The sequence below is a fragment of the Serratia symbiotica (Periphyllus acericola) genome (assembly GCF_964019515.1).
Classification (GTDB): Bacteria; Pseudomonadota; Gammaproteobacteria; order Enterobacterales; family Enterobacteriaceae; genus Serratia; species Serratia symbiotica_D.
In genome coordinates, this window is record NZ_OZ026452.1 from 126,093 (window position 1) to 149,988 (window position 23,896).

The window sequence follows — 23,896 nt, forward strand, 5'->3', positions numbered from 1 at the left end:
TGGGTTACCAAACCTTACGCCCAGCGCCTTGCTGCGCGTTCAAATGACCACTAGCTGCGCTCACGGACAATGGCCTGGCACAGCCTAAATAAGACGACACAGAATAAAAAGTTACAGCGTGCAATAGCTGAGAAAACGCTCAAGCGCATTGGAGATGTGTTTCTGTCGGTGATGGATCAGGTACAAAGTGCGCATCAGCGGCATTAAAGGGTCATCCGGCGCGGCGAACACAACCAGTTCATCCTCCAGCCAAGGCTGAGTCACCAGTTCCTGCGTGTGGTAAGGCCCCTCTATCAGCCCAAGATCAACGCGGAAATCTGCTACTGCGGCGATCACATCCTGGTTATTGCTAACATTCAGCTCTAACTGGCTATCTAGGAAACCCTTCCAGTAACGGCCGATCATATCCGGCAGGATATAATTACCGATGGTGCTGCTGGCAGCGATACGCAACGCCGCAGCACCATGGCAGAATAGCTGCTCAATTTCCCCCACCTGCTCCAGCGTCGCCAACGCTTTAGGATACAGCAGACTGCCGTGCTCGTTAATCCCCAGCCGCTTGCCAACGCGATCGAACACCTTTATGCCCAACTGTCCTTCTAATATCCGCTAATGCCGCACTGACCACCGATTGTGACAAAGACAGCACCACTGAAGCCTGCGTGGTCGAACTGCTTTTTAGCACTTCAGTGAAAACTGCAAGTTGACGCAGGGTGATATGCATAGCCGTCTTGGTGTTGCAACGTGACCGATTAGTAAAGCTACTGAAATTATTGAAAAATTTGTAATAACACAAAGATTGTATTCTACAATATTACCACGTTTACTACATCCAAAATGAAGCTAGCTCAAAAAAAAGAGACTCGCAGGGCTGCTTGCCAGCGTGCCGGATCTTAATATCGGCAATTAGGCCCATCAATACCAGTTATTAAGATAGGTTATAGATGGCGTTGTTGAATAAATCGAACTTTTATCCGGCACGCGGATCCGATCACTCTCCTTCTGTCAAAATAGCGACATTCCGTGGCCCAGCAAAAGTTCAACATCACCAACTGGAAGGCTTACAACAACGCCCTTACCACTCTGGGTTGACTCACTTGCTGGGGGGATGAAACGGCACTTCACGCCTGGTACTGCGAGGCAAAACCTTATTATTCCGATATGGCAATCACCAGCGTATTGATGCTGAAACGGATTTTCGGCCTGACACTTCGCGCCCTCCAGGGCTTCGTCGACTCCATTATCACACTGATCAAAGTGCCGTTGAACTGCCCGGACGACACCTGCATCAGTAAGCGGGCTAAGTCCGGCCATGTCCCGTTTAAAACCGCAACGCCGGGTGAAATTGCGCACCTCGTTATCGACTCTAGCGGGCTAAACGTGTTGGGTGAAGGGGAGTAGAAGGTAAAAAAACACGGTCAGGAAAAACGGCGTATCTGGCGAAAACTGCATTTGGCCGTAGATACAGAAACACATGAGGTCATCTGTGCTGACCTTTCCTTGAGCAATGTCACCGATACGGAAGCCTTTCCAGGTCTCATCCGCCAGAGGTACCGTAAAATTGATGAGTTAGACATCGATATGAACCCTAAAATAGGTGCCGACTGGCAGAAAAAGGGTCAACAAAAACGCATCACGACACCGGGACAGAATGAAAAGCATTACCTCGCGGGTGCCCTTTATGCAGGAACCGGAAGAGTTGATTATGTCAGTGGGAACCATAAAAACTCGGGTTTATTCATTAGCCTGTTACGCAAGCTGAGAAACACATACCTAAGTGCCAAAACCATTACGCTGATTGTCGATAATTACATCATTCATAAGAGTAAAGAAACGTTGAGCTGGTTGCAGAGAAACCCGAATTTTATTGTTATTTATCAGCCATTTTACTCTCCATAGGTAAACAGGATAAAGCTCCTTTGGTTAGCTTTACATGAGACAGTCACACGCAATTACCGTTGCCGGACGAGGTGGAAATTGCTAAAAAATATGGGTCATTTTATGAAAGCCGCCTCACCGTTCCCAGGCAATAAACCTGGCTTAACGAAAGTGGAGCGGTATTAAGCGCAGGTATTTAGCGATGCTTTTAATTCTCGCGGCGTGTTGTACAACAACAAACTCAGGGATGGTAAAGATAATGCAGCGGGGTTCAGTAAAATTGGGCAGCGCTATATTAAACTGAAAGGCGAGGTGGGTGGCGCTGCGCTCAATGTGCAGTGGGGCTGGCAAACGCTGCGCGATTATGGCGTGATTTCCCGTTCCACCCGTCTTTCGCCCAGCAGCTATTTGGGATGTTCAGGCGGAGCGACGCGTGCCGGGTTGCCTTTCCGTGGGGCTTATATCGAGCGTTCCATGGCGCGCCACTCCCCCGAAAGTCTACGCCTGAAAACCTACGATGGCCGTGTTATCGGCCATCTTACCACTGCCGAGCTAGGCTATAAGAATGACCTGTTCAATGGTCAATTTGCGTACTGTGAATCTCAGGACTGCTTGCGCCGCCAAATCTTACGGCTGGTGTTCAGCCCCTATGAGAAACTCACACTGTGCAGCCAGATTTACACCACTCAAGTGCTGGACAGCTACCAGGCGATGGCGCTGAGTAAACGTCATTTCGATCGTAATGCCAACCACTATGCCTTCGATGTTAAATGGCAGGAGCCACGCTGCAACCTCAAGTTGGGTATCGCCCAGATTCGGGCACCAAAAGGGGAAGGAACGTTGGGGTTTTATCCGCGTCATATGACGAAGGACTCGCGCGGCACCTTCACCTCTATGGCCAATATGGAAGCGTATATGGCTGATGGTGAAACCATGCTGGGGATGGAGGCCGAATACGGCATGACGCCTGAATTCACCGCCGGGCTGCTCGGTACCTATGGTCAATTCGACTATCAAGGGGTTAGGATACGCCTAGGTGAGATTAACGCTTTCGGCCGCTGGCCTCCTTCACAATCACAAGTTGAAAAAATCGTTGGCCCAGGTTGGTCCCATAAGCATCAGAATAATACCCACGTAATAGCCGATGGACGCTATCAGACGTCTCATTCTCTGGCGGCAGAATTTATTGCCGAGTACCGCTTCAAACTGTTTTAACCTACCTAATTAGCGCGGTATCACTTTTTTCTACTGCGCCCCTTCAATGAAAATATGCTGGACATTCATACAGCATCCCCTTAACGTGACAGGCAATGGGCGAGTCAAACGCCGGAGCGGCAAGGTTTAACAGGAAGCAGGGTGGATAGCAGTCTGGTTTATGGGATCGGTGGGTGGGGGATCGGCCTGCTACTCGGCTGGCTGATCGCCAGCCTACTGGCGCAGCAGACCAAAGCGAGGTATGAGACCAAACTGCGTTTGCTGGAGCAAGCGTTGCAACAGGTGCAGCAGGTGGCAGCGGCTCGACGAGAGGAAACGTTACGACACCATGAGCAACAAATGCGCCAGAACGAGTTGGAACTGCGCAATTTACACAGCCAACTGGCAGCTGGGCAGGAAAAGCTGCAACAGCTCAATCACTGGCGCAACGAGTGTGAGTTGCTCAATCAGGAGCTGCGCGCCCAGCGTGAGGTCAACAGCGCGCAGGAAGCCGAACTACGCGAAGTTACCATCCGGCTAGAGGAGACTCGCATGGCAGCAGAAGAGAAGCAGCGCCTGCTGATCAACAGCGAACAGCGTCTCACCACCCAATTCGAAAACCTGGCAAACCGTATTTTCGAACATTGTGGCCGCAAGGTGGATGAACAAAACCAGCAAAGCCTGGATCGCCTGCTGTTGCCGTTACGTGAACAACTGGACGGTTTTCGCCGACAGGTGCAAGACAGCTTTGGACAGGAAGCACGTGAGCGCCATACGTTGACGCATGAAATACGCAATTTGCAGCAGTTGAATGCCCAGATTGCGCGTGAAGCTGTCAACCTCACTAAGGCGCTAAAAGGGGGCAACAAGACCCAGGGCAACTGGGGCGAGGTGGTACTGAGCCGGGTGCTGGAAGCCTCTGGCCTGCGCGAGGGGCATGAGTATGAAACCCAGGTCAACGTGCGGTTAGATCACAATAGTCGCATGCAACCGGATGTGATCGTCCGTCTGCCGCAGGGCAAGGATGTGGTGATCGACGCCAAGGTGTCCCTGATTGCCTATGAGCGTTATTTTAACGGTGAAGACGAGGCGCAGCGCGAGGCGGCGCTAAACGAGCATATTGCCTCATTGCGCGGCCATATCCGGCTGCTGGGGCACAAGGATTATCAGCAGCTGCCCAGTTTGCGCTCGCTGGATTACGTGCTGATGTTCATCCCCATCGAACCGGCCTTTCTACTGGCGATTGACCATGAGCCGGAGATGATCAGCGAGGCGCTTAAGCACAACATCATGTTGGTCAGCCCGACTACGCTGTTGGTGGCGCTACGCACCATCACTAACCTGTGGCGCTACGAGCACCAAAGCAAGAACGCCCAATGCATCGCAGACCGGGCAGCAAAGCTATATGACAAAATGCGGCTGTTCGTCGACGATATGTCCGCACTGGGTCAAAGCTTGGACAAAGCGCAGGGAAGTTATCGCCAGGCAATGAACAAACTGAGTACTGGCCGTGGTAATCTTATCGGCCAGACAGAGGGTTTCCGCACGCTGGGAGTCGAAGTAAAGCGGCCAATCAATCCGTTATTAGCTCAGAAGGCCAGCGCACAACAGCATGAAGCCGAGGCGTCGGTGGGCAACGAACCGACCAGTGTGCTGCCGCAGGCAGAAGAAGACCCTCCCTCAGGAAAAGCAAACGCCGTTTCGCCCCCTTGAACACTGCAGCAAGGTGGGGTATTACGTGGGGTTCTGTTACACTCAGCAGCACCAAATTGACTGAATAGCAGGCAGAATATGGCAGAACAACCGCAGAAAACGACCGATTTTGGTTTTCGTACCGTTGCTAGAGACGAAAAACAGGCCATGGTAGCGGATGTTTTTCATTCAGTAGCGGCAAAGTATGACGTCATGAACGATCTGATGTCATTTGGCATTCACCGTATCTGGAAACGCTTCACCATTGACTATAGCGGCGTGCGCCGTGGGCAGCGGGTCTTGGATCTAGCTGGTGGTACGGGTGACTTAGCGGCCAAATTCTCCGGCATGGTTGGCGAGCCGGGGCTGGTGGTGCTAGCGGATATTAACGATTCGATGCTCAAGGTGGGTCGCGACAAGCTACGCGATCGCGGCATCGTCAGCAATGTCAGCTATGTGCAGGCCAATGCGGAAGCATTACCGTTCCCTGATAACTATTTTGATTGCATCACTATCGCTTTCGGCCTGCGCAACGTCACCGAAAAAGGCAAAGCGCTGCGTTCGATGTTCCGCGTACTAAAACCGGGTGGCCGTCTGCTGGTACTGGAATTCTCCAAGCCTCGGCTGGCACCGTTGAACAAAGCCTACGATGCCTATTCTTTCCATGTGCTGCCAAAAATCGGCGCACTGGTGGTGAAGGATCCAGACAGCTACCGTTATCTGGCCGAATCAATCCGCATGCACCCCGATCAGGAAACGCTAAAGGGTATGATGGTCAATGCTGGTTTCGATAACGTCACCTATTTCAACCTGACCGGCGGCATTGTAGCCTTGCACCGTGGCTTCAAATTCTGAGATGAATATGCCGATGCTGTTTACCCCCCTGCTGACTGGCGCGTTGGAGACCTCGCTCAACAGCTTACTCTTTCACGATCGCAGCATGAAATCCGCCCGGCAGCGTTTGGTGGGCAAGGTGCTGCGCATTGAGCTGAAGGAACTGGCCTCTCCGCTGGTGCTGGTGTTTAGCGAGCGGCGGGTGGATGTGCTGGGGCAATATGAAGATAACGTTGATTGTACCGTCCGTAGCCGTATCCCGGCGCTACTGAAGTTGCGCGATCGCCAGAAACTGCCAGTGTTGATGCGTTGCGGCGAACTGATGGCGGAAGGCGACATTCAGGTAGTGCAACAGTGGGTCGCTCTGCTCGATCTGGCTGAGTGGGACCCTGCCGAATGGCTGGCACCCTACATCGGCGATATTGCCGCTCAGGGCATCACCCAGGCGTTGGGCAAAGGAGCCCGCTTGTTGAAAGCCGGTTTACAGCGCTGGCAACATGACATGGCGGAGACGCTAACGGAAGAGTGGCGTGTGGCACCGGGATCGCTTGAAGTGGCCTGGTTCAACGAGGATGTTGACGCCGTCACCCACAGCACACAAGCGCTGATCGCCAGCATGAACCAGTTAGAGGGCAAGCGATGACCCCTGGTGAACTCTGCCGCCTGTATTTGATCGTCCGCGTTTTTCTTAGTTATGGCCTGGATGAATTAATCCCTAAAATGCGCCTGACGCCGCTCTTGCATTTTGGCCGTCGGTTGCTGTTCTGGATGCCGAATCGGCATCAGGAAAAACCGCTGGGCGAGCGTTTGCGGCTGGCGCTGCAAGATCTGGGGCCGGTGTGGATCAAGTTCGGCCAGATGATGTCGACCCGCCGTGACTTGTTTCCACCGCACATCGCCGATCAACTGACGCTGCTACAGGATCGGGTGTCCCCCTTTGATGGCGCGCTGGCACGCAAGTCTATCGAACAGGCGATAGGAGGGCCGCTGGAGGCCTGGTTTGACGAGTTTGACCCACAAGCGCTGGCATCGGCCTCCATTGCACAAGTACATAGCGCCCTGCTGAAAACCACCGGAAAGGAAGTGGTGCTAAAGGTGATACGGCCAGATATCGGGCCGATCATTAAAGCTGACGTTCGCCTGATGTATCGCTTGGCCGGCTGGGTGACAATGTTGATGCTAGATGGCCGCCGCCTGCGCCCGCGTGAAGTGGTTCGCGAGTACGAAAAGACCTTGCTGGATGAATTGAACCTGCTGCGCGAAGCGGCCAACGCCATTCAGTTACGCCGCAATTTTGAAGGTAGCTCTATGCTGTATGTGCCTGAAGTCTACACCGATTACTGCCGTGAAAACGTGCTGGTGATGGAACGGATCTACGGCATTCCGGTTTCGGACATTAACGCACTGGAACAGCAAGGCACCAACATGAAGCTGTTAGCAGAACGCGGTGTTCAGGTGTTCTTTACTCAGGTATTCCGCGATAGCTTCTTCCATGCAGATATGCATCCTGGTAATATTTTTGTCAGCTACCAGCACCCGCAAGATCCCTGCTATATCGGCATTGACTGCGGTATCGTCGGTTCGCTGAACAAAGACGACAAACGCTATCTAGCGGAAAACTTCATCGCCTTTTTCAATCGCGATTACCGTAAGGTGGCAGAGTTGCACGTTGACTCAGGTTGGCTACCGCGCGACACCAACGTGGAAGATTTTGAATTCGCCATTCGCACGGTGTGTGAACCGATCTTTGAAAAGCAGTTGGCGGAGATCTCATTTGGCAACGTGCTATTGAACCTGTTCAATACGGCACGCCGCTTCAATATGGAAGTGCAGCCGCAACTGGTGTTATTGCAGAAGACCTTGCTGTATGTTGAAGGTCTGGGCAGACAGCTCTATCCACAATTGGACTTGTGGAACACCGCCAAACCCTTTCTTGAGAGCTGGCTGCGCGATCAGGTCGGCATACCAGCCGCGATACGTGCCCTGAAAGAAAAAGCACCGTTCTGGGCAGAGAAGCTGCCCGAATTACCTGAACTATTTTACCACAGCTTGCAGCAGCATAAGTTGCTGCTGCAAAGCTTGGATAAGCTGACTGAGCAGATGCAGGTGCAGCGGGTTCGTCAGGGGCAATCGCGTTATCTGCTCGGCGTTGGCGCTACACTGTTAGTAAGCGGTACACTGCTGCTGTTAGGACAGGTCGCGCTTTTCCCCGTCTGGATAATGGCTGCTGGCGTTATCTGCTGGGTGACTGGCTGGCAGCGAACTCCCTGAATGGGTTCGATACCCTGGTCAATCCTGTAGACTTTAAAGCACTTTTAAAGTAGAGGTAACTGAAATGGACAGTATTAGTATTACGCAATTTTTGGTTATCGCAGTGATCGTTGTGCTGCTGTTTGGCACCAAAAAGCTCCGCACATTGGGTTCTGATCTCGGTGCCTCCATCAAGGATTGCAAAAAAGCGATTGGCGACGAAACGCCACCGTCAACCCGCCAGTCACTGACCCAGCAGCCAGTCACGATGGCGTGACAAAGACTGTGGTGGAGCCTCAGCCTGCGACAGGCTCGGTGGCCACACCGTCAATCACCACGGTTTCTGAACCTGTTGCGGAGAAAACCTCATCATCTCACCAACCTAGTAGCGATCGTTAAAACATGGCTGCTGAAGATACCCAACCCCTTATCAGTCACCTGATAGAATTGCGTAAGCGGTTGTTACACTCGATTATCAGCGTGTTGGTGATCTTTTGGGTGCTGGTCTATTTCGCCAACGACATTTACCAATGGGTCGCTGCACCGTTGATTAAACAACTACCTGTCGGGGCTATCATGATCGCCACCGATGTGGCGGCACCGTTCTTTACTCCCATCAAGCTGACCCTGATCGTCTCGGTGTTTGTTTCAGCACCGATGATTCTGTATCAAGTCTGGGCTTTTATCGCACCGGCGCTGTACCAACATGAACGTCGGTTAATGGTGCCGCCGCTGGTTTCCAGCAGCTTGCTGTTTTATCTCGGCGTGGCCTTCGCTTACTTTATCGTGTTTCCGCTTGCCTTTAGCTTCTTCGCCAAGACTGCGCCAGTCGGGGTGATGATCGCCACCGACATCAATAACTACCTCGATTTCGTCATGGCGCTGTTTATGGTATTCAGCACAGCTTTCGAGGTGCCCGTTGCCATTATCCAGCTTTGCTGGAGCGGTGTAACCTCGCCGGAAGATCTGAAGAAGAAACGGCCTTATGTATTGGTCGGGGCGTTTTTGGTGGGGATGTTACTAACGCCGCCTGACGTGTTTTCACAGACTTTACTGGCAATACCGATGTACCTGCTGTACGAGGTAGGGATATTCTTCGCCCGTTTCTATACGGGCAAACGCAATGCGCCGCCGGAAGAAGAAAACCAAGGCGAATAACCCCCTGTATCTTGAGGCTGTTTTGTTTCTAATCTGCGGCAACAGACCCAGTCTTCTGCGCCAAAAAACCAATGACAACACCCACCAGCTATCCTGGTTGGTTTGAGTTAGGAGAAAACTATGAGCCATGCATTTCAGGGTTCCTTCCCAGGACGTCGCATGCGCCGCATGCGACGTCATGACTTCAGCCGCCGCCTGGCTGCTGAGAATCAATTGACGGTCAACGACCTGATTTATCCCGTTTTTGTCATGGAAGGCAACAACCGTCAAGAACAGGTCGCAACGATGCCCGATGTCTCACGCATGACTATCGACTGGCTGATCAAGGAAGCGGAAACAATCGCCATGCTCGGTGTGCCGGTGATATCCCTATTTCCGGTCATCGAGCCGGGTTTGAAATCGCTGCACGCAGAAGAATCTTATAATCCAGATGGCCTGGTGCAACGCGCGGTACGCGCGCTGAAAGATGCAGTGCCAGAACTGGGCATCCTGACCGATGTTGCGCTCGATCCCTATACCACCAATGGGCAGGACGGGGTAATCGATGAACAAGGCTATGTGATCAACGATATCACCAAAGATATTCTAGTTCGTCAGGCACTGTCTCATGCCGAGGCAGGAGCGGAAATCGTGGCACCGAGCGATATGATGGATGGCCGTATCGGGGCAATCCGCTATTGTCTGGAGCAGCAGGGCCAGGTGAACACCCAAATTATGGCCTACTCGGCCAAGTACGCTTCTTACTACTATAGCCCGTTCCGTGACGCGCTGGGATCCAGCATCAACCTACATGGCGGCTGCAAGAAAAGCTATCAGATGAACCCCGCCAATAGCGACGAAGCACTGCAAGAGATTGCGCAGGATCTGCTGGAAGGCGCGGATATGGTGATGGTAAAACCGGGTATGCCCTATCTTGACGTGGTGTATAGGGTGAAAAGCACCTTCGGCGTACCCACCTTTGCTTATCAGGTGTCTGGTGAATACGCCATGCATATGGCAGCGATTCAGAACGGCTGGCTACCAGAGCAACCTACGGTGATGGAGTCGCTGATAGGCTTCAAGCGCGCGGGGGCTGACGGTGTGCTGACCTACTTCGCCAAGCGTGTCGCTCAATGGCTACATGACGGGGCAATGCAGCGCTAGGCTGTGTCCTGTCATTGAGCATGGTGACATTGCCAACCGAAGGACGGGGCCAATAGCTGGCACAGCGCCTAATGCGCATCATAAACCAAATTGCCTTTTGCATTACACCTTCTGGAATTGTCGATTGTCCAAACTTTGGCTGACCTGCTTGTGCAGCAGGTTCAGTAACAACATCGAACGCGTCTCACCGTCTGGCTCGGTGTAGATGGCGCGCAACCCTTCGAGCACCCCGTTAACGATCAACACGGTATCCCCCGGTTGCGGGGTTTGTGGATCGACGCAAGTCTCGCCGGCATGTATTTGCAGCTCTTCGATCACCCCATAGGGTATGGTAGCCGACAGCGCTCCAAAGCGCACAAAGTGACTGACACCCCGAGTAGCGCTGAGGGTAGTGGTATGAATGCGCTCTGGGTCGAACAGTAAAAAAAGATAGTTGGGGAACAGGGGTTCGCTGACCGCGATGCATTTGCCCCGCATGATTTTTTCCAGCGTGATTATTGGGCTGAAACAATTGACTGCCTACCACTTCAGATGTTTCTGCGCCCGTGATAACTGGCCGCGTTTGCAATAAAGTAAATACTAGGATTCCACAATTACAGGCGTTGTTGAATAAATCGAACTTTTGGCCGGCACGCGGATCCGATCACTCTCCTTCTGTCAAAATAGCGACATTCCGTGGCCCCGCAAAAGTTCAACATCACCAACTGTAAGGCTTACAACAACGCCCTTATCACTCGGGGTTCACTCACTTTCTCGGTGGATGAAACGGCACTTCACGCCTGGTACTGCGAGGCAAAACCTTCTCTGCGTGGTCGCCGACAACATTATTCCGATATGGCAATCACCAGCGTATTGATGCTGAAACGGATTTTCGGCCTGACACTTCGCGCCCTCCAGGGCTTCATCGACTCCAGTGTCACACTGATCAAAGTGCCGTTGAACTGCCCGGACGACACCTGCATCAGTAAGCGGGCAAAGTCCGGCCATGTCCCGTTTAAAACCGCAACGCCGGGTGAAATTGCGCACCTCGTTATCGACTCTAGCGGGCTCAACGTGTTGGGTGAAGGGGAGTGGAAAGTAAAAAAATACGGTCAGGAAAAACGGCGGATCTGGCGAAAATTGCATTTGGCCGTAGATACAGAAACACATGAGGTCATCTGTGCTGACCTTTCCTTGAGCAATGTCACCGATACCGAAGCCTTCCCAGGTCTCATCCGCCAGAGGTACCGTAAAATCAAAGTCGCCTCGGCGGATCGGGCTTAGGATACGCGAGTGTGTGATGATGAGTTAAGGGGCAAGAAGCTCAAGGCGTTAATACCGCCCAGCAGCGGAGCCCGTTATTAGTCGGCAGACTATGCAGAGCGAAATCAAGCGGTGGTGAACCAGCGCGTTACCGGAGACAACACACGGTGGAAAAGTATCACAGGCTACCACCGACGTTCGATAGCGGCAATAGCGAGGTACAGAGTAAAACAGCTATTTGGTAGTCACCTGTCGCTGCGAGATTATGATGGGCAAGTTGCAGAGGCGCTGGCCATGATCTGTGCACTAAACAAGATGACGCTCGCCGGTATGCCAGAAAGTGTACGCCTTGCCTGAAAGCTGCTCATTCACGGGACTTTTTATTCCAAATCCGATTTATTCAACAAAGCCCATGCGTCTATTGTACAAATGATGACTTGCGCCCACTTTGCTTCAGATTATCTCCATGATGCGTACGCTTAAATCCATTGAAAAATCAATAAAGTAAAAAATCTGGATAGGGGCATTTCTCATGGAGCGCCTCTTCCCACACCAGTGTACATACTGGTCTGTTTACGGCGGTTGAAATAGTTGGGATCTATGCACGTATTTCTGAGCAGAGCCGACTTTAGGCGCTCAAAAAGAAGCACCTCACCGGAGGTATGGGGTTTGCCAGCAGTCTGAAACGTCCTGATGGCCGTTTTTTTGATGGAACTATGAGGAACTGATAATCTGGTTATGTCAAAATCGCTTGGTAATTATACCTTCAGTATCCCTTGGTAACCACTAGTACCATTCAAGAGTATCAACCAAGCTCCTGGGTGTGACATTTGTACTATTGGCTCCCCTACTAAAGATTTAATTAAGTTGTCAGGACTTCAATTAATTATCGAAAAAATACGTTGCAGTAAATCCGTCTCGGCCCCTGTCAGCGGCACTAAATTTGCTGCCATTGACCCGGCCCACCTCGGCGTGGAACGAAGACGGCAATGCCCTGTTTCCAACGCCCGATGGCAAGATCATGCCGGTGGGGTGCTTGCCACGCCGAAGCAGACCAAACTCACCACTATTGTAGCGGGCGACTCCGGGGGCGGCAAATCGGTGCTGCTCAACCGGCTGACCACCATTATGGCCACGAGTGCGAATCATCACCTCCCCTTCGTTTCACTGACGGATATAAGGACTGAGTACGACGGGCATGGTCTCACTGATGCGATCGGCGCTGCCGCCCGCGCGGCAGGACGAGGTGCTGAACATCATCCTGCGCAATGAGCCGGCGTACTGCCGTAACCTGTTCGATATCCAGCTCGGTTGGCGATCGCCGCTCGGCTACGAGGAAGACTTCATGACAAACCTGCTGACGGCACTGTGGGACAGGAGGTTTCCCGACTACCGCGAAAACTGTAGCTGGTATGAGCTGTGTGATGTGCTGCAGGATGTGGGGGAAACGCTTGCCGCGCAGCGGGCGCAGTTTCAGGCGGTACCGGAACTGGCAGACATGCCACCGCTGCTTGGCAGCGCGGATCTGACCAGTATCTACGGCACCATTGAGCGTGACGGGAGCCGGGAGTTTCTTGTCGACTATCTCGCACGCTGTCTGCGCGATGCCAGTCGCCAGTACCGCATATTTGCGGGCCGCACGCGGTTCATGATCAGTCTGCAGGCGCGGGTCATCAATGTGGATCTGCAGTATGTGGTCGGCAAGGAGACCAGGGTCTGTGACCTGAAGACCGGGATCATGTTCCTGTTTGCCGGGCATATCTCGGGCGGCGACTTTGTCCTGTCCCAGTTTGCCGGTGAGCTGTTTGCGGGGCTGCACCCACGTTGGCATGCAATGCACAGGGCACGCGTGAAGCAGCTTGACCAGGAGGTAAACACCCGGGTGTACGACGAGCTGCATAACGCCAGGCATGTGCCGTTTATCTTCCCGATGCTGGAGATCGCTGACCGCGAGCAACGCAAGCACGGTGCTCTCATCCCAGTACCTGCGTGACTTTCCGGAGGCTGTCCAGCGCTGCGCCAACTCTGTCTATATGGTGGCGGTCGATCCGGATGATGAGGCGGTGCTGCGGGATCGCTTCCAGATCCCTACGGTGACGCTCAGGCGATTCATGCACATGGGCAGTGGGGCAGCAGGAATTGTGGGCGTTAAGTACCACACCGGAGGACAGGGCACAGCGCGAGATGCTGGAAAAAGACGTGGGCGATGAGATGGCAAGACGTATCCTCAGGCGTTTTTTCCCCGGCGGCAGCGCGGAGAAAGTCATTGCGCACCGGCGGCGCACCACGGGTGAAATCAGCAGCGACAACGCCATTCATATACTGGCCGACGAACTCGTCAGGCAACATGGCTATGACCTCTGAACCCGTCAGGAGGATCAAATCCATGAACAGACCATTACACGCAAGCGGGCGGCAAGGGCTGCTGGCGACGTTGGCAGGTCTGGTGACTATGGTGGTGTATGCGTTTATTACGGGGGCGCTGCGCGCGTTGAGTGTGCTGCACTGTCAGCCTTTCACGCTGTTTCAATCGACATTGACGCATCAGGGGGCGTGCCATGAAGACAGAAAGCAGGGGGCGTGATCGCCTCCCGGAGGAAAAACCGCCCGTACCGATAGCGAAACGTGCACGCTGGTTTGCCATCAACGTACTGGTGCCGGTCTCCGACATCTCTCAGGTTGGGCGCTACACCGGCCACAACGTTGCCCGTCTCTGGCAGCGTATCCGGACTGTCACGTCGTGCCGGGCTGTGGATGACTATCGTCCGGCCAACTGGTCTCAGGCGGTGGCGGACACCGGCCTGTCGGCCTCGACGCTATGCAGGCACTATCGCTTCAGCCTGTGGATCTGGTGGGGGCTGATGTGGCTGACGGCCCTGTCGGCCATCGGACTCCTACTGATGCTGGTGACAGCGGGGGGGAGCGTCAGCCCGACTGGCTGGTTGCGTATCGGCAGTGTGTTGCTGGTCATGGGATTGCTGAGCGCCACCGGTTTTGTGCATGCACTGGGGGTAAACTACCGGCTGTGGCAGCTTGAAGCGCAGCGGGTCTCGGCGTCAGAGCAGGGCGGGTTTCAGGCATTTCTGCGGGAGACGCGCTGGTTTCGTCGGGTACTCACCGCCGGTCTACGGCGATAGTGGATAACAGGTAACAGGAGAGACATATGCATGCATTAACGTTCGCAGACGCAAGGAAACACTTCGCCGAGATAATGCAGCGCATCAGTGACAATGCTGAGCTGGTACGTATCTTGCGGCGTGATGCCCCTGACGTCGTCATCATTGGTGCCCATGAATACGACGCCATGGTTGAAACGCTACACCTTTTCAGCAATCCGGTGAACGCCGCACATATCAATGCGTCTCTGGATGAACTGGAACGTGGGGATATTGTCGAGATTGACGTTTGAAGATCCGCTTTACCCGCCGGGCTGCCACCGATTTTCAACACTGGCAAAATAACGTCAAGGTATACGAGCGCGTTAGATTGCTGATCAAGGCGGTTCATGTTGATCTGTTTTGTGGTATTGGAAAGCCCGAGCGGCTTCGCCACCATAAAAATCCTGCACTGTATTCACGCCGTATAGACAGGGAACACAGACTCGTTTACAGCGTCACTGACGGTGAGTTAACGATAATTGCCTGGAGCTTTCACTACGAAAGCCTCTGACCAGGCTTGACACCTTTCCCCTTGTCCGAGGAAAGGGGAAGCCCGTCGTCTGCCCCCCCGGCGGCTTCTGTAGTCTATCCTCTCACATTCTTTAAGGTTCCTTCCCCATGAAGCTACTGAAGCCCATTCAGGCGGCGATGCTGCTGTACGCCGTATCCTGCCCGTCGTTCGCCGCCGACGTGGACTATCAGACCATCAGCGACGCCGCAAAGAAGACGGGTGACCTGTCCAGACAGGCGCTGGTGATGATATTTGGGGACGTGGTGCTGTCCCCTTTCCAGCACGGGCAGCCCACGCTGATAGGCTCGTTCTTCGCAATGGTCTGCACGGTGGCGCTGGTGTGGTTCCTGGTCGTGACCCTGAAATCACTCTACCAAGGGGGCAGGAGGTACAACGCCTGAAATCTGCGACGGGCGATGAAATCTGGACGCTCATCGCCAATATAGGCACACGCATCACGGGGAAGATTCGGGATCCGAAGGATACGCTGGAAATCCTGCAACTGATGGCGGGTACGGAGTACCGGCCGGAGATGCCGGCCATGGTGCAGCAGGTGGGCCTGATGGGCAGCCACTGGCGTGACGATAACCGGGTGATCCTGCGTGAGCAGAAAAAAGTGGATGTGGAAGAAGTGCAGGTGCTGCAGGAGGGGGAGAATGTGACCCTGTTTAACGGCATCCTGCTGCGTTGCAGCGCATTTTATATCAAGGATGCGGACAAGTTTGCATCGGAGGCGGTGTGCATCAACCGGTCTTCCCCACGCCCGCGGGGGTATTGCCCCCTTATCGTCATTACTTATTCAAATATTGAACTAGTCATTCCTTTTCATCATTTCAGGGGCTAAATATCAGCCCGTATAGTCGGATTATATTTCTATAATTCATGAAAAGGCTGTTGTGGACCTACCTACCCATTTTTGCTGACCTGAAACAACGCCCGGTGCTGGTGGTTGGCGGTGGTGAAGTGGCGGCGCGCAAAGTCGATCTGCTTCAGCGCTCCGGGGCTGAAATACGCATAGTGTCGCAGTCGCTGTCACCTGAACTTGAACAACAGTGGCAGCATGGGCTGCTTATCTGGTTGGGAACAACTTTCGAGCCTTGTCAGTTGGATGAAGTATTCCTGGTGATTGCCGCTACGGATGACGGTGCGGTGAACGCTAAGGTGTTTGCCGCAGCGGACAAATGCCGGGTGTTGGCAAACGTGGTGGACGACAAGCCGCGTTGCTCATTTATCTTCCCATCGATTATCGATCGTTCACCCTTGGTAGTCGGTGTCTCTTCCAGCGGCCAGGCCCCGGTACTGGCGCGCATAAAGCTGGAGGCGCTACTGCCTGCCAGCTTGGGTCAGATGGCGGAAGTGGCTGGGCGCTGGCGTGGCCAAGTCAAACAGCGGTTGACGTCGATCAGCGAGCGCCGTCGTTTCTGGGAAAAAACCTTCGGTGGCCGTTTCTCTACGCAGGTAGCCAATGGCCAGAGTGCACAGGCAGAACAACAGCTAGAACAGGATTTGCACCGCTTCGCCCAAAGCGGCGAAAGTACCCAGGGCGAGATAGCCTTGGTGGGGGCCGGGCCGGGTGATGTGGGGTTGTTAACCCTGCGCGGACTACAACTCATACAACAGGGGGACGTGGTGTTGTATGACCATCTGGTTAGTGACGAGATCCTCGATCTGGTGCGCCGCGATGCTGAGCGTATCTGCGTAGGTAAACGCGCTGGCGCACACTCGGTGATTCAGGAAGAGATCAATCGTCTACTGCTGGTGTTGGCGCAGCAGGGCAAACGTGTAGTGCGTCTTAACGGAGGCGACCCGTTCATTTTCGGTCGTGGTGGCGAAGAGCTACAGGTGGCAGCGGAGGTAGGAATTCCGTTTCAGGTGGTGCCGGGCATCACTGACGCCGCTGGGGCGACCGCCTATGGAGGCATTCCGCTGACCCACCGTGATCATGCGCAGAGCGTGACATTTATCACTGGTCATTGCCGCCCCGATGGCGACGGTTTGGATTGGGCTAATCTGGCTCGGTCAAGGCAGACGTTAGCGATTTATATGGGTGCTATGAAAGCGGCAGCCATCAGTCAGTGCCTGATGGCCCATGGTCGTGTAGCTTCTACGCCAGTGTCGGTGATCAGTCGGGGTACGCGTGCCGATCAGCAAGTGCATATAGGCACGCTGCAACAACTTGAAGAGTTGGCTCAACGGGCAGCGCTGCCCGCGTTGCTGGTGATCGGCGAGGTGGTGGCACTGCATCATCAAAATCAAATCGCCTGGTTCGGGCAGCAACCACAGGTAGCAGGGACATCGCGCCCAGCTGTTGTGAATTTTGCTTAAGAAAGGCTTTTAATGTACCAGGTCCGGGATCGCATGGCGCAGGAATACGGTTTCGAACTGCTGGTGCACAAAACCCGGAAGGGGTAGCGATGAATATTAACCCGTTTATGCATGGCAGCAGAAAGTATACCGACATCATGAAAACCGAAAGTCTGAAGCAGGCACTGAACCAATATGGTTTCGATGCCGCCTTTGGCGGTGCGCGCCGCAATGAAGAGAAGTCGCGTGCCAAGGAACGTATCTATTCCTTCCGTGACCGCTTCCACCGCTGGGACCCAAAAAACCAGCGTACGGAGTTATGGCACAACTACAACGGCCAGATCAACAAGGGCGAAAGCATCCGCGTGTTCCCGCTATCGAATTGGACTGAGCTGGATATTTGGCAGTACATCTTCCTGGAAAAAATCGACATTGTGCCATTGTATCTGGCGAAATCACGGCCAGTGGTGAAGCGTGATGGCATGCTGTTGATTGTGGACGATGATCGCATCGCTCTACAGCCGGGAGAAGTGATCAGCCAACGCAGGGTGCGTTTCCGCACCTTGGGGTGCTGGCCGCGAACCGTCGCGGTGGATTCAGAGGCGCAAACGCTGCCGGAGATCATCGAAGAGATGCTGGTCTCTACCAACATTGAGCGCCAGGGGCGGATGATTGACCGTGATCAATCCGGTTCGATGGAATTTTAAAAGCGTCAAGGGTATTTCTGAGGAGCAACTGGATGAACAAAGTAATTACTCAACAAATTGCTGCCCAGGGCGGCGTCGAGTCTTATCTGCATGCTCAGCAACATAAAATCCTGCTGCGTTTTCTGACCTGCGGCAGCGTTGACGATGGCAAAAGCACCCTGATCTGGCGTTTGCTGCATGACGCGCGCCAGATCTACGAGGATCAACTTTCTACGCTGCACAGAGACAGCAAGCGCATTGGCACTCAAGGTGAGAAACTCGATCTGGCCCTGTTGATGGACTGCCTTCCGGTGTAGAGTCCACAGTGGCACGCATCGTCACCTTCGACGGCGATTTGCAAGAGGCGGTACCGGGCGAGGCTATTACCTTGGTGCTACAGGATGCAGTGGACATCAGTCGCGGCGATCTGCTGGTCGATACGGGTGAAACCTTGAAGGCGGTACAGCGCGTGCTAGTGGACGTGGTGTGGATGGCCGAACAGCCGCTGTTTCCGGGCCAGAGCTATGGTATTAAGGTGGCTGGCAAGAAAAGTCGTACGCTGGTAGAAGGCATTCGTCATCAGGTGGAAATTAACTCGCTGGCGCAGTACCCAGCGGAGAGGCTGCCGCAAAACGGCATCGGATTGGTGGAACTGACCTTCGAGGAACCACTGGTGCTGGATAGCTACCGGAGCAACCACGATACCGGCGGGCTGATCATTATCGATCGTCTTAGTAACGAGACGGTCGGTGCTGGCCTGATGCGCGAGGCGCTACTGAAAGCTAAGGACACTGTATTCAGCGCCTTCGAGCTGGAACTGAACGCGCTGGTGCGCAGGCATTTCCCGCACTGGGATGCGCGTGATCTGCTTGGAGGTCAATAAAATGGCCGCTATCCATCTACGGCCGACAGTGCCGGACGACAAGAATGTAGTTTGGCACCCGCATGCGGTGACACGAGTAGATCGTGAAGCCTGCAACGGCCATAAGGGTGCGCTGCTGTGGTTTACCGGGCTGTCCGGTTCGGGAAAATCCACTTTTGCTGGTGCGTTGGAACAGGCGTTGCATGCGCTGGGTATCAGTACCTATCTGTTAGACGGCGATAACGTGCGCCATGGCCTGTGCGGTGATCTGGGCTTTCTGACGATGATAGGCGGGAGAATATCCGCCGGGTCGGCGAAGTGGCTAAGCTGATGGTCGATGCAGGGCTGGTGGTGCTGACGGCGTTCATTTCACCCCACCGCGACGAACGGCAAAAAATACGCGAAATGTTCAACGTTGCGAGCTTTATTGAGGTGTTTGTTGATACCACACTGGCAATTTGTGAAGCGCGCGATCCGAAGGGATTGTATAAAAAATGCGCGCCGGTGAGCTGCGAAGTTTCACCGGAATTGATGCGGTTTTCGAGGCACCGCAACAGCCTGACATTCATTTGGATGGCCAACAATTGGTAACAAACTCGATTGCGCAATTGTTATACTTACTGCGTGATAAGACTATCATCGAACCCTGAATTTAAAAAGCATTTGGTGTTTGCGCCAAAGGCTTTTACGTTAAGAACCTATCCCAATAGGTGTAGATTGTTGCAGCCAGTTTGGATCAGGACAGCGCTCAACTACCGGCGTCCGGCGTATATAGAAAGTCCATGAGGAGGGTGAGCACTGCTCAGCAAAAATGGCAAATAAAATAGCCTAAAGGGATAGGCTCTTCGCTTTTAAACGCAGGAGATACTTATCTGCGGGCTAAATTGGTACTGAAAGCCGCTCTTAGTGTAGAGTACAACGAGAAGTTGTGGGATGATTAGGCGGTTTTTCAGGGGACGGGAATGGGAAAACTTACGCTGCTATTGCTGGCCTTGCTCAGTTGGTTACAGTATTCACTGTGGCTGGGCAAAAATGGTATTCACGATTATGCGCGAGTCAATGAAGACATTGTGGCTCAACGGGGCAACAATGCTAAATTGAAAGCGCGTAACGATCAGTTTTTTGCCGAAATTGACGATTTGAACGAGGGCCAGGAAGCGCTCGAAGAGCGTGCGCGTAATGAGCTGGGCATGATCAAGCCTGGTGAAACTTTCTATCGTCTGGTTCCCGACCAATACAAACGCTATGCGGTTTCCCCTTCGCAGACCAACGTGCAAAAATAGCGCATGAATCATCCTGCGAAAACCTTGCCATCGGTCACTGCTGTCCTGCCAGCTGCCGGTACTGGCAGCCGCATGCAGGCTGATTGCCCAAAACAGTATTTAACCATCGGCCATCGCAGCATTCTTGAACACGCTATCGATGCGTTGCTGCGCCATCCGCGCATTCAACGGGTCATAGTCGCTATCAGCCTTGGAGACCAACAGTTTGAGCAGTTACCAATTGCCGCTGATCCCAGGGTAAGTGTCACCATTGGTAGTCGGCAGCGCGCTTATTCAGTGCTGGCTGGCCTACAATTGGCGGGTGATGTGCAATGGGTGTTGGTACATGATGCGGCGCGCCCTTGCTTGCACGCCGACGATCTTACACGCTTACTGGAAATTACGGAACACAGTAAAGTTGGTGGCATTCTCGCCGCGCCAGTGCGCGATACCATGAAGCGTGCTGAGCCTAGCCTAGGCACCATTTCCCATACCATTGAACGCCAGGAACTGTGGCATGCGCTGACGCCGCAGTTGTTCCCGCTGGCGTTACTCAAGTATTGCCTGCAACGTGCGCTGGATGACGGCGTGACCATCACCGACGAGGCATCGGCGCTGGAGTATTGTGGTTATCATCCGTTGCTGGTGAGTGGGCGTTCGGACAATATTAAAGTAACTCTGCCAGAGGATCTGACGCTGGCCACGTTTTATTTGACTCAGTTGGACAACTAAGGAGCGCAGTATGCGTATCGGTCACGGTTTTGACGTACATAAATTCGGTGGCGAAGGGCCGCTGGTGATCGGTGGTGTTCGCATCCCTTACAAAAACGGTTTACTAGCCCATTCAGACGGTGATGTTACCCTGCACGCGGCGACGGATGCCCTATTGGGAGCGGCAGGGTTGGGGGATATAGGTAGGCTGTTCCCTGATACTGATCAGGCGTTTAAGGGCGCAGATAGCCGGGAACTGCTGCGCCAAGCCTGGAAGCGTATCCGCGCCAAAAAAGGTTACCGCTTGGGCAACCTGGATATTACCATTATTGCCCAGGCACCGAAGATGGCACCATACATCCCGCAGATGTGCATTTTCCTGGCAGCAGATCTGCAATGCCATACAGATGATGTTAACGTCAAGGCCACCACCACCGAACAGCTCGGTTTTACTGGGCGCGGCGAAGGCATTGCCTGCGAAGCCGTCGCTTTACTGATCAAGGAATAGCTGCATGGATATGGCCAATCTGATCTGGCTGCACGGTCGGCCACAGAGCATCAGCATGCTGAAAGCGAACCCAGAAGACTTCGTGGTGGTGGAGGAGTTTGGATTTGAACCGGACGGCGAAGGCGAACACGTTTTGGTTAACATCCGCAAAACAGGCTTTAACACCCAGTTCGTGGCGGATCACCTGGCGCGCTTCGCTGGCATCCATGCCCGCTCCGTCGGTTACGCAGGGCTAAAAGATCGCCACGCGGTGACTGAACAATGGTTCTGCTTGCATCTACCGGGTAAGAAAACGCCTGATTTCTCGCAGTTTGCGCTCGAGGGCTGCGAAGTGTTGGCTTGCGCCCGTCACCTGCGCAAAATGCGCATCGGCACGTTGAAAGGCAACGCCTTTACGCTAATATTGCGTCAAATTTCTGATGGTGATGACGTTGAACAGCGTTTGCGGGCGATTGCCAGCGGCGGTGTGCCGAATTACTTCGGTAGCCAGTGTTTCGGTCGCGGCGGTAATAACCTGGTGATGGCGCGGCGTTGGGCCAATGACGAAATTCGCGTCAAGGAGGCGCAGCAAGCGCAGCTTCTATCTTTCCGCCAGCCGTAGTGCGCTGTGCAATCATATTGTCAGTCGCCGTCTGACTGATGGCCTGTCGCGTACCGTGTTGGCGGGCGATGCCCTACAGCTCAGTGGCTGCGGTAGCTGGTTCATTGCCAAAGGAGACGAGTTAGAGATGCTCCAGCAGCGTCTGGATGCTGGTGAGTTAACCATCCTCCGTTACCGGGGAACAGCGAACTAGGCACCGCAGGGGATGAGTTAAAATTTGAACAACAATGCTTGGCGGAACAGCCGGATTTGCTTACGCTTTTAAGGCGCGAGCGCGTTAAACCCGCTCGCAAGGCCCTGCTGGTGCAGCCGCAAAATATGCGGTGGAATTGGTGAATTGGTGGGATGATGTCACCGTTGAATTATGCTTCTGGTTGCCCGCAGGCTGTTTCGCCACCAGCGTTGTTCGCGAAATCCTGCAGCAGGATAGCAATGATGCGGATATTGCTGAGTAATGATGATGGCATTACCGCGCCAGGCATTCAGGTGCTGGCGGCGGCGCTGCGGGAATTTGCCGATGTACAAGTGGTCGCACCGGATCGCAATCGCAGTGGTTCTTCCAATGCATTGACGCTGGAGTCGCCGTTGCGCACCTTGACGTTGGCCAATGGCGATATTGCTGTACAGCAGGGTACGCCGACCGACTGCGTATTTCTGGGCGTTAATGCGTTGATGCAACCTGCACCAGATATCGTGGTTTCAGGTATCAACGCTGGTCCCAACCTCGGCGATGACGTTATCTATTCCGGCACAGTGGCGGCCGCCACGGAGGGACGCCATTTGGGTTTGCCCGCGCTGGCGGTGTCACTGAACGGCCAGCAGCACTATACAACTGCCGCTACTATTACCTGCCGCATATTGAGGGCGTTACAGCGTGAGCCGCTGCGTACGGGAAAAATACTGAATATCAATGTACCTGATTTGCCGCTGGCGGCGATCAAAGGAATCCGCGTGACTCGCTGTGGCAGCCGCCATCCCGCCGATAAGGTGTTTTGTCAGCAAGATCCGCGTGGGCAGAACCTCTATTGGATTGGGCCACCTGGTGATAAGTTTGATACCGGGCCAGATACCGACTTCGCGGCAGTTGAACAGGGCTATGTGGCGATAACGCCACTACAGGTGGATGTAACCGCCTACACGACTCAGGAGGTCGTGAAAACATGGCTAACCAATGTAAGGGTTAACGGGAAATGGTGAACAAGCGTATGCAAACTTTGCTGACGCAGCTACGCCAGCAGGGAATACTGGACGAACGGTTGCTACAGGCGATAGAGGCTGTGCCGCGTGAACGTTTTGTTGACGAGGCGTTTGAACAGAAGGTCTATGAAAATACCGCGCTGCCTATCGGTTCAGGCCAGACTATTTAACAGCCTTATATGGTGGCGCGGATGACCCAACTGCTGAACCTTACGCCCACCTCACGGGTGCTAGAAATTGGCACTGGTTCCGGTTATCAAACCGCCATTCTGGCACATCTAGTACAACACGTTTGCTCTGTTGAACGCATTAAAGTCCTGCAATGGCAGTCCAAGCGCCGTTTTAAACAGCTCGATCTTTACAATGTCTCTACCCGCCATGGTGACGGCTGGCAGGGTTGGGCATCGCTTGGCCCATTCGATGCGATTATCGTCACCGCTGCGCCGCCGGAAATTCCGCAGGCGTTAATGGAACAACAGGACGATGGTGGCATGCTGGTGCTACCACTGGGGGAACAAGCTCAAACCCTCAAACGTATCCAACGTCGCGGCAATGAATTTGCCATCGACAGCGTTGAAGCGGTGCGCTTTGTGCCACTGGTAAGAGGTGAACTGTCCTAAATACCTGCGTTAAATAGTAGATCACTGAAGGAACTTAATTAGGTTTGAGCGATCTGATCAATCGCCAAACATCACAACCCCTCAC

General features: G+C 53.8%; 22 protein-coding genes and 9 pseudogenes. 29 read left to right on the forward strand and 2 right to left on the reverse strand.

Annotated elements, in window-relative coordinates; genetic code table 11:
- Positions 1 to 111: 111 nt before the first annotated feature.
- Positions 112 to 724, reverse strand: a pseudogene (locus AACL06_RS00665) (LysR family transcriptional regulator).
- 299 nt (positions 725 to 1,023) lie between these two features.
- Here AACL06_RS00665 and AACL06_RS00670 point away from each other — a divergent pair.
- The 9 genes and pseudogenes from AACL06_RS00670 (at position 1,024) to hemB (ending at position 10,149) form a co-directional block, all read left to right on the forward strand.
- A pseudogene (locus AACL06_RS00670) lies at positions 1,024 to 2,064 on the forward strand (IS5 family transposase).
- Between the two features lie 39 nt (positions 2,065 to 2,103).
- Positions 2,104 to 3,093, forward strand: coding sequence for a porin (locus tag AACL06_RS00675; protein ID WP_339037323.1), 990 nt, complete (start codon positions 2,104 to 2,106; stop codon positions 3,091 to 3,093).
- Between the two features lie 141 nt (positions 3,094 to 3,234).
- Positions 3,235 to 4,785, forward strand: a complete 1,551-nt coding sequence (gene rmuC / locus AACL06_RS00680) for a DNA recombination protein RmuC (RefSeq protein WP_339037324.1) — start codon at positions 3,235 to 3,237, stop codon at positions 4,783 to 4,785.
- A 78-nt stretch (positions 4,786 to 4,863) separates the two neighbouring features.
- Positions 4,864 to 5,619, forward strand: coding sequence for a bifunctional demethylmenaquinone methyltransferase/2-methoxy-6-polyprenyl-1,4-benzoquinol methylase UbiE (gene ubiE / locus AACL06_RS00685; protein ID WP_339037325.1), 756 nt, complete (start codon positions 4,864 to 4,866; stop codon positions 5,617 to 5,619).
- Positions 5,620 to 5,632: 13 nt separating this feature from the next.
- Entirely contained in the window at positions 5,633 to 6,241 is a 609-nt protein-coding gene (ubiJ, locus tag AACL06_RS00690) for a ubiquinone biosynthesis protein UbiJ (protein WP_339038435.1), read from the forward strand.
- A complete protein-coding gene (gene ubiB / locus AACL06_RS00695; RefSeq protein ID WP_339037326.1) occupies positions 6,238 to 7,869 on the forward strand; it encodes a ubiquinone biosynthesis regulatory protein kinase UbiB in 1,632 nt (543 codons plus the stop codon). The genes ubiJ and ubiB overlap by 4 nt, the downstream gene beginning before the upstream one ends.
- Before the next feature lie 64 nt (positions 7,870 to 7,933).
- Entirely contained in the window at positions 7,934 to 8,125 is a 192-nt protein-coding gene (gene tatA / locus AACL06_RS00700; protein ID WP_339037327.1) for a twin-arginine translocase TatA/TatE family subunit, read from the forward strand.
- A 125-nt stretch (positions 8,126 to 8,250) separates the two neighbouring features.
- Positions 8,251 to 9,006, forward strand: coding sequence for a Sec-independent protein translocase subunit TatC (gene tatC / locus AACL06_RS00705; protein WP_339037328.1), 756 nt, complete (start codon positions 8,251 to 8,253; stop codon positions 9,004 to 9,006).
- Between the two features lie 120 nt (positions 9,007 to 9,126).
- Positions 9,127 to 10,149, forward strand: coding sequence for a porphobilinogen synthase (hemB, locus tag AACL06_RS00710; RefSeq protein ID WP_339037329.1), 1,023 nt, complete (start codon positions 9,127 to 9,129; stop codon positions 10,147 to 10,149).
- Between the two features lie 102 nt (positions 10,150 to 10,251).
- On the opposite strand, the pseudogene rfaH reads toward hemB, so the two are convergent.
- Positions 10,252 to 10,680, reverse strand: a pseudogene (rfaH, locus tag AACL06_RS00715) (transcription/translation regulatory transformer protein RfaH).
- 144 nt (positions 10,681 to 10,824) lie between these two features.
- Between rfaH and AACL06_RS00720 the strand changes: the two are divergent.
- From AACL06_RS00720 to AACL06_RS00815, 20 genes and pseudogenes are all read left to right on the forward strand, one after another.
- Positions 10,825 to 11,748, forward strand: a pseudogene (locus AACL06_RS00720) (IS5 family transposase).
- A 510-nt stretch (positions 11,749 to 12,258) separates the two neighbouring features.
- Positions 12,259 to 12,663, forward strand: coding sequence for a hypothetical protein (locus tag AACL06_RS00725; protein ID WP_339037330.1), 405 nt, complete (start codon positions 12,259 to 12,261; stop codon positions 12,661 to 12,663).
- Entirely contained in the window at positions 12,638 to 13,384 is a 747-nt protein-coding gene (locus AACL06_RS00730) for a hypothetical protein (RefSeq protein WP_339037331.1), read from the forward strand. Before AACL06_RS00725 ends, AACL06_RS00730 begins: the two co-directional genes overlap by 26 nt.
- 131 nt (positions 13,385 to 13,515) lie before the next feature.
- Positions 13,516 to 13,755, forward strand: coding sequence for a hypothetical protein (locus AACL06_RS00735; protein WP_339037333.1), 240 nt, complete (start codon positions 13,516 to 13,518; stop codon positions 13,753 to 13,755).
- A gap of 22 nt (positions 13,756 to 13,777) precedes the next feature.
- Positions 13,778 to 13,975: a hypothetical protein gene (locus AACL06_RS00740; protein WP_339037335.1), complete on the forward strand. Its 198-nt coding sequence runs from the start codon at positions 13,778 to 13,780 to the stop codon at positions 13,973 to 13,975.
- On the forward strand, positions 13,950 to 14,528 hold the full coding sequence (traX, locus tag AACL06_RS00745) for a conjugal transfer protein TraX (RefSeq protein WP_339037336.1): 579 nt from the start codon (positions 13,950 to 13,952) through the stop codon (positions 14,526 to 14,528). The genes AACL06_RS00740 and traX overlap by 26 nt, the downstream gene beginning before the upstream one ends.
- A gap of 26 nt (positions 14,529 to 14,554) precedes the next feature.
- A complete protein-coding gene (locus AACL06_RS00750) occupies positions 14,555 to 14,800 on the forward strand; it encodes a type II toxin-antitoxin system Phd/YefM family antitoxin (RefSeq protein ID WP_339037337.1) in 246 nt (81 codons plus the stop codon).
- Positions 14,797 to 15,060 carry a Txe/YoeB family addiction module toxin gene (locus AACL06_RS00755; protein WP_339037338.1) on the forward strand — a complete coding sequence of 88 codons (264 nt, stop codon included), beginning with the start codon at positions 14,797 to 14,799 and terminating at the stop codon, positions 15,058 to 15,060. The genes AACL06_RS00750 and AACL06_RS00755 overlap by 4 nt, the downstream gene beginning before the upstream one ends.
- A gap of 107 nt (positions 15,061 to 15,167) precedes the next feature.
- Positions 15,168 to 15,461 carry a hypothetical protein gene (locus AACL06_RS00760; protein ID WP_339037339.1) on the forward strand — a complete coding sequence of 98 codons (294 nt, stop codon included), beginning with the start codon at positions 15,168 to 15,170 and terminating at the stop codon, positions 15,459 to 15,461.
- Entirely contained in the window at positions 15,401 to 15,904 is a 504-nt protein-coding gene (locus AACL06_RS00765; RefSeq protein WP_339037340.1) for a hypothetical protein, read from the forward strand. The genes AACL06_RS00760 and AACL06_RS00765 overlap by 61 nt, the downstream gene beginning before the upstream one ends.
- A 50-nt stretch (positions 15,905 to 15,954) precedes the next feature.
- Entirely contained in the window at positions 15,955 to 17,385 is a 1,431-nt protein-coding gene (cysG, locus tag AACL06_RS00770) for a siroheme synthase CysG (RefSeq protein ID WP_339037341.1), read from the forward strand.
- 12 nt (positions 17,386 to 17,397) lie between these two features.
- A pseudogene (gene cysD, locus AACL06_RS00775) lies at positions 17,398 to 18,071 on the forward strand (sulfate adenylyltransferase subunit CysD); the annotation flags it as partial.
- A 32-nt stretch (positions 18,072 to 18,103) separates the two neighbouring features.
- Positions 18,104 to 18,933, forward strand: a pseudogene (locus AACL06_RS00780) (elongation factor 1-alpha C-terminal domain-related protein).
- A 1-nt stretch (position 18,934) separates the two neighbouring features.
- Positions 18,935 to 19,562: pseudogene (cysC, locus tag AACL06_RS00785) on the forward strand (adenylyl-sulfate kinase).
- A gap of 312 nt (positions 19,563 to 19,874) precedes the next feature.
- Positions 19,875 to 20,195 (forward strand): cell division protein FtsB, encoded by a 321-nt coding sequence (gene ftsB, locus AACL06_RS00790; protein ID WP_339037342.1) that lies wholly within the window; start codon positions 19,875 to 19,877, stop codon positions 20,193 to 20,195.
- 3 nt (positions 20,196 to 20,198) lie between these two features.
- The gene (ispD, locus tag AACL06_RS00795) at positions 20,199 to 20,906 is read left to right on the forward strand and encodes a 2-C-methyl-D-erythritol 4-phosphate cytidylyltransferase (protein WP_339037343.1); all 708 of its coding nucleotides are present in this window, start codon (positions 20,199 to 20,201) and stop codon (positions 20,904 to 20,906) included.
- A 10-nt stretch (positions 20,907 to 20,916) separates the two neighbouring features.
- Positions 20,917 to 21,393: a 2-C-methyl-D-erythritol 2,4-cyclodiphosphate synthase gene (ispF, locus tag AACL06_RS00800; RefSeq protein ID WP_339037344.1), complete on the forward strand. Its 477-nt coding sequence runs from the start codon at positions 20,917 to 20,919 to the stop codon at positions 21,391 to 21,393.
- 4 nt (positions 21,394 to 21,397) lie between these two features.
- Positions 21,398 to 22,449 (forward strand): annotated as a pseudogene (gene truD, locus AACL06_RS00805) (tRNA pseudouridine(13) synthase TruD).
- Positions 22,427 to 23,191 carry a 5'/3'-nucleotidase SurE gene (gene surE, locus AACL06_RS00810; RefSeq protein WP_339037345.1) on the forward strand — a complete coding sequence of 255 codons (765 nt, stop codon included), beginning with the start codon at positions 22,427 to 22,429 and terminating at the stop codon, positions 23,189 to 23,191. The pseudogene truD and the gene surE overlap by 23 nt, the downstream one beginning before the upstream one ends.
- Positions 23,185 to 23,811: pseudogene (locus AACL06_RS00815) on the forward strand (protein-L-isoaspartate(D-aspartate) O-methyltransferase). The gene surE and the pseudogene AACL06_RS00815 overlap by 7 nt, the downstream one beginning before the upstream one ends.
- The last annotated feature ends 85 nt before the right edge of the window (positions 23,812 to 23,896 follow it).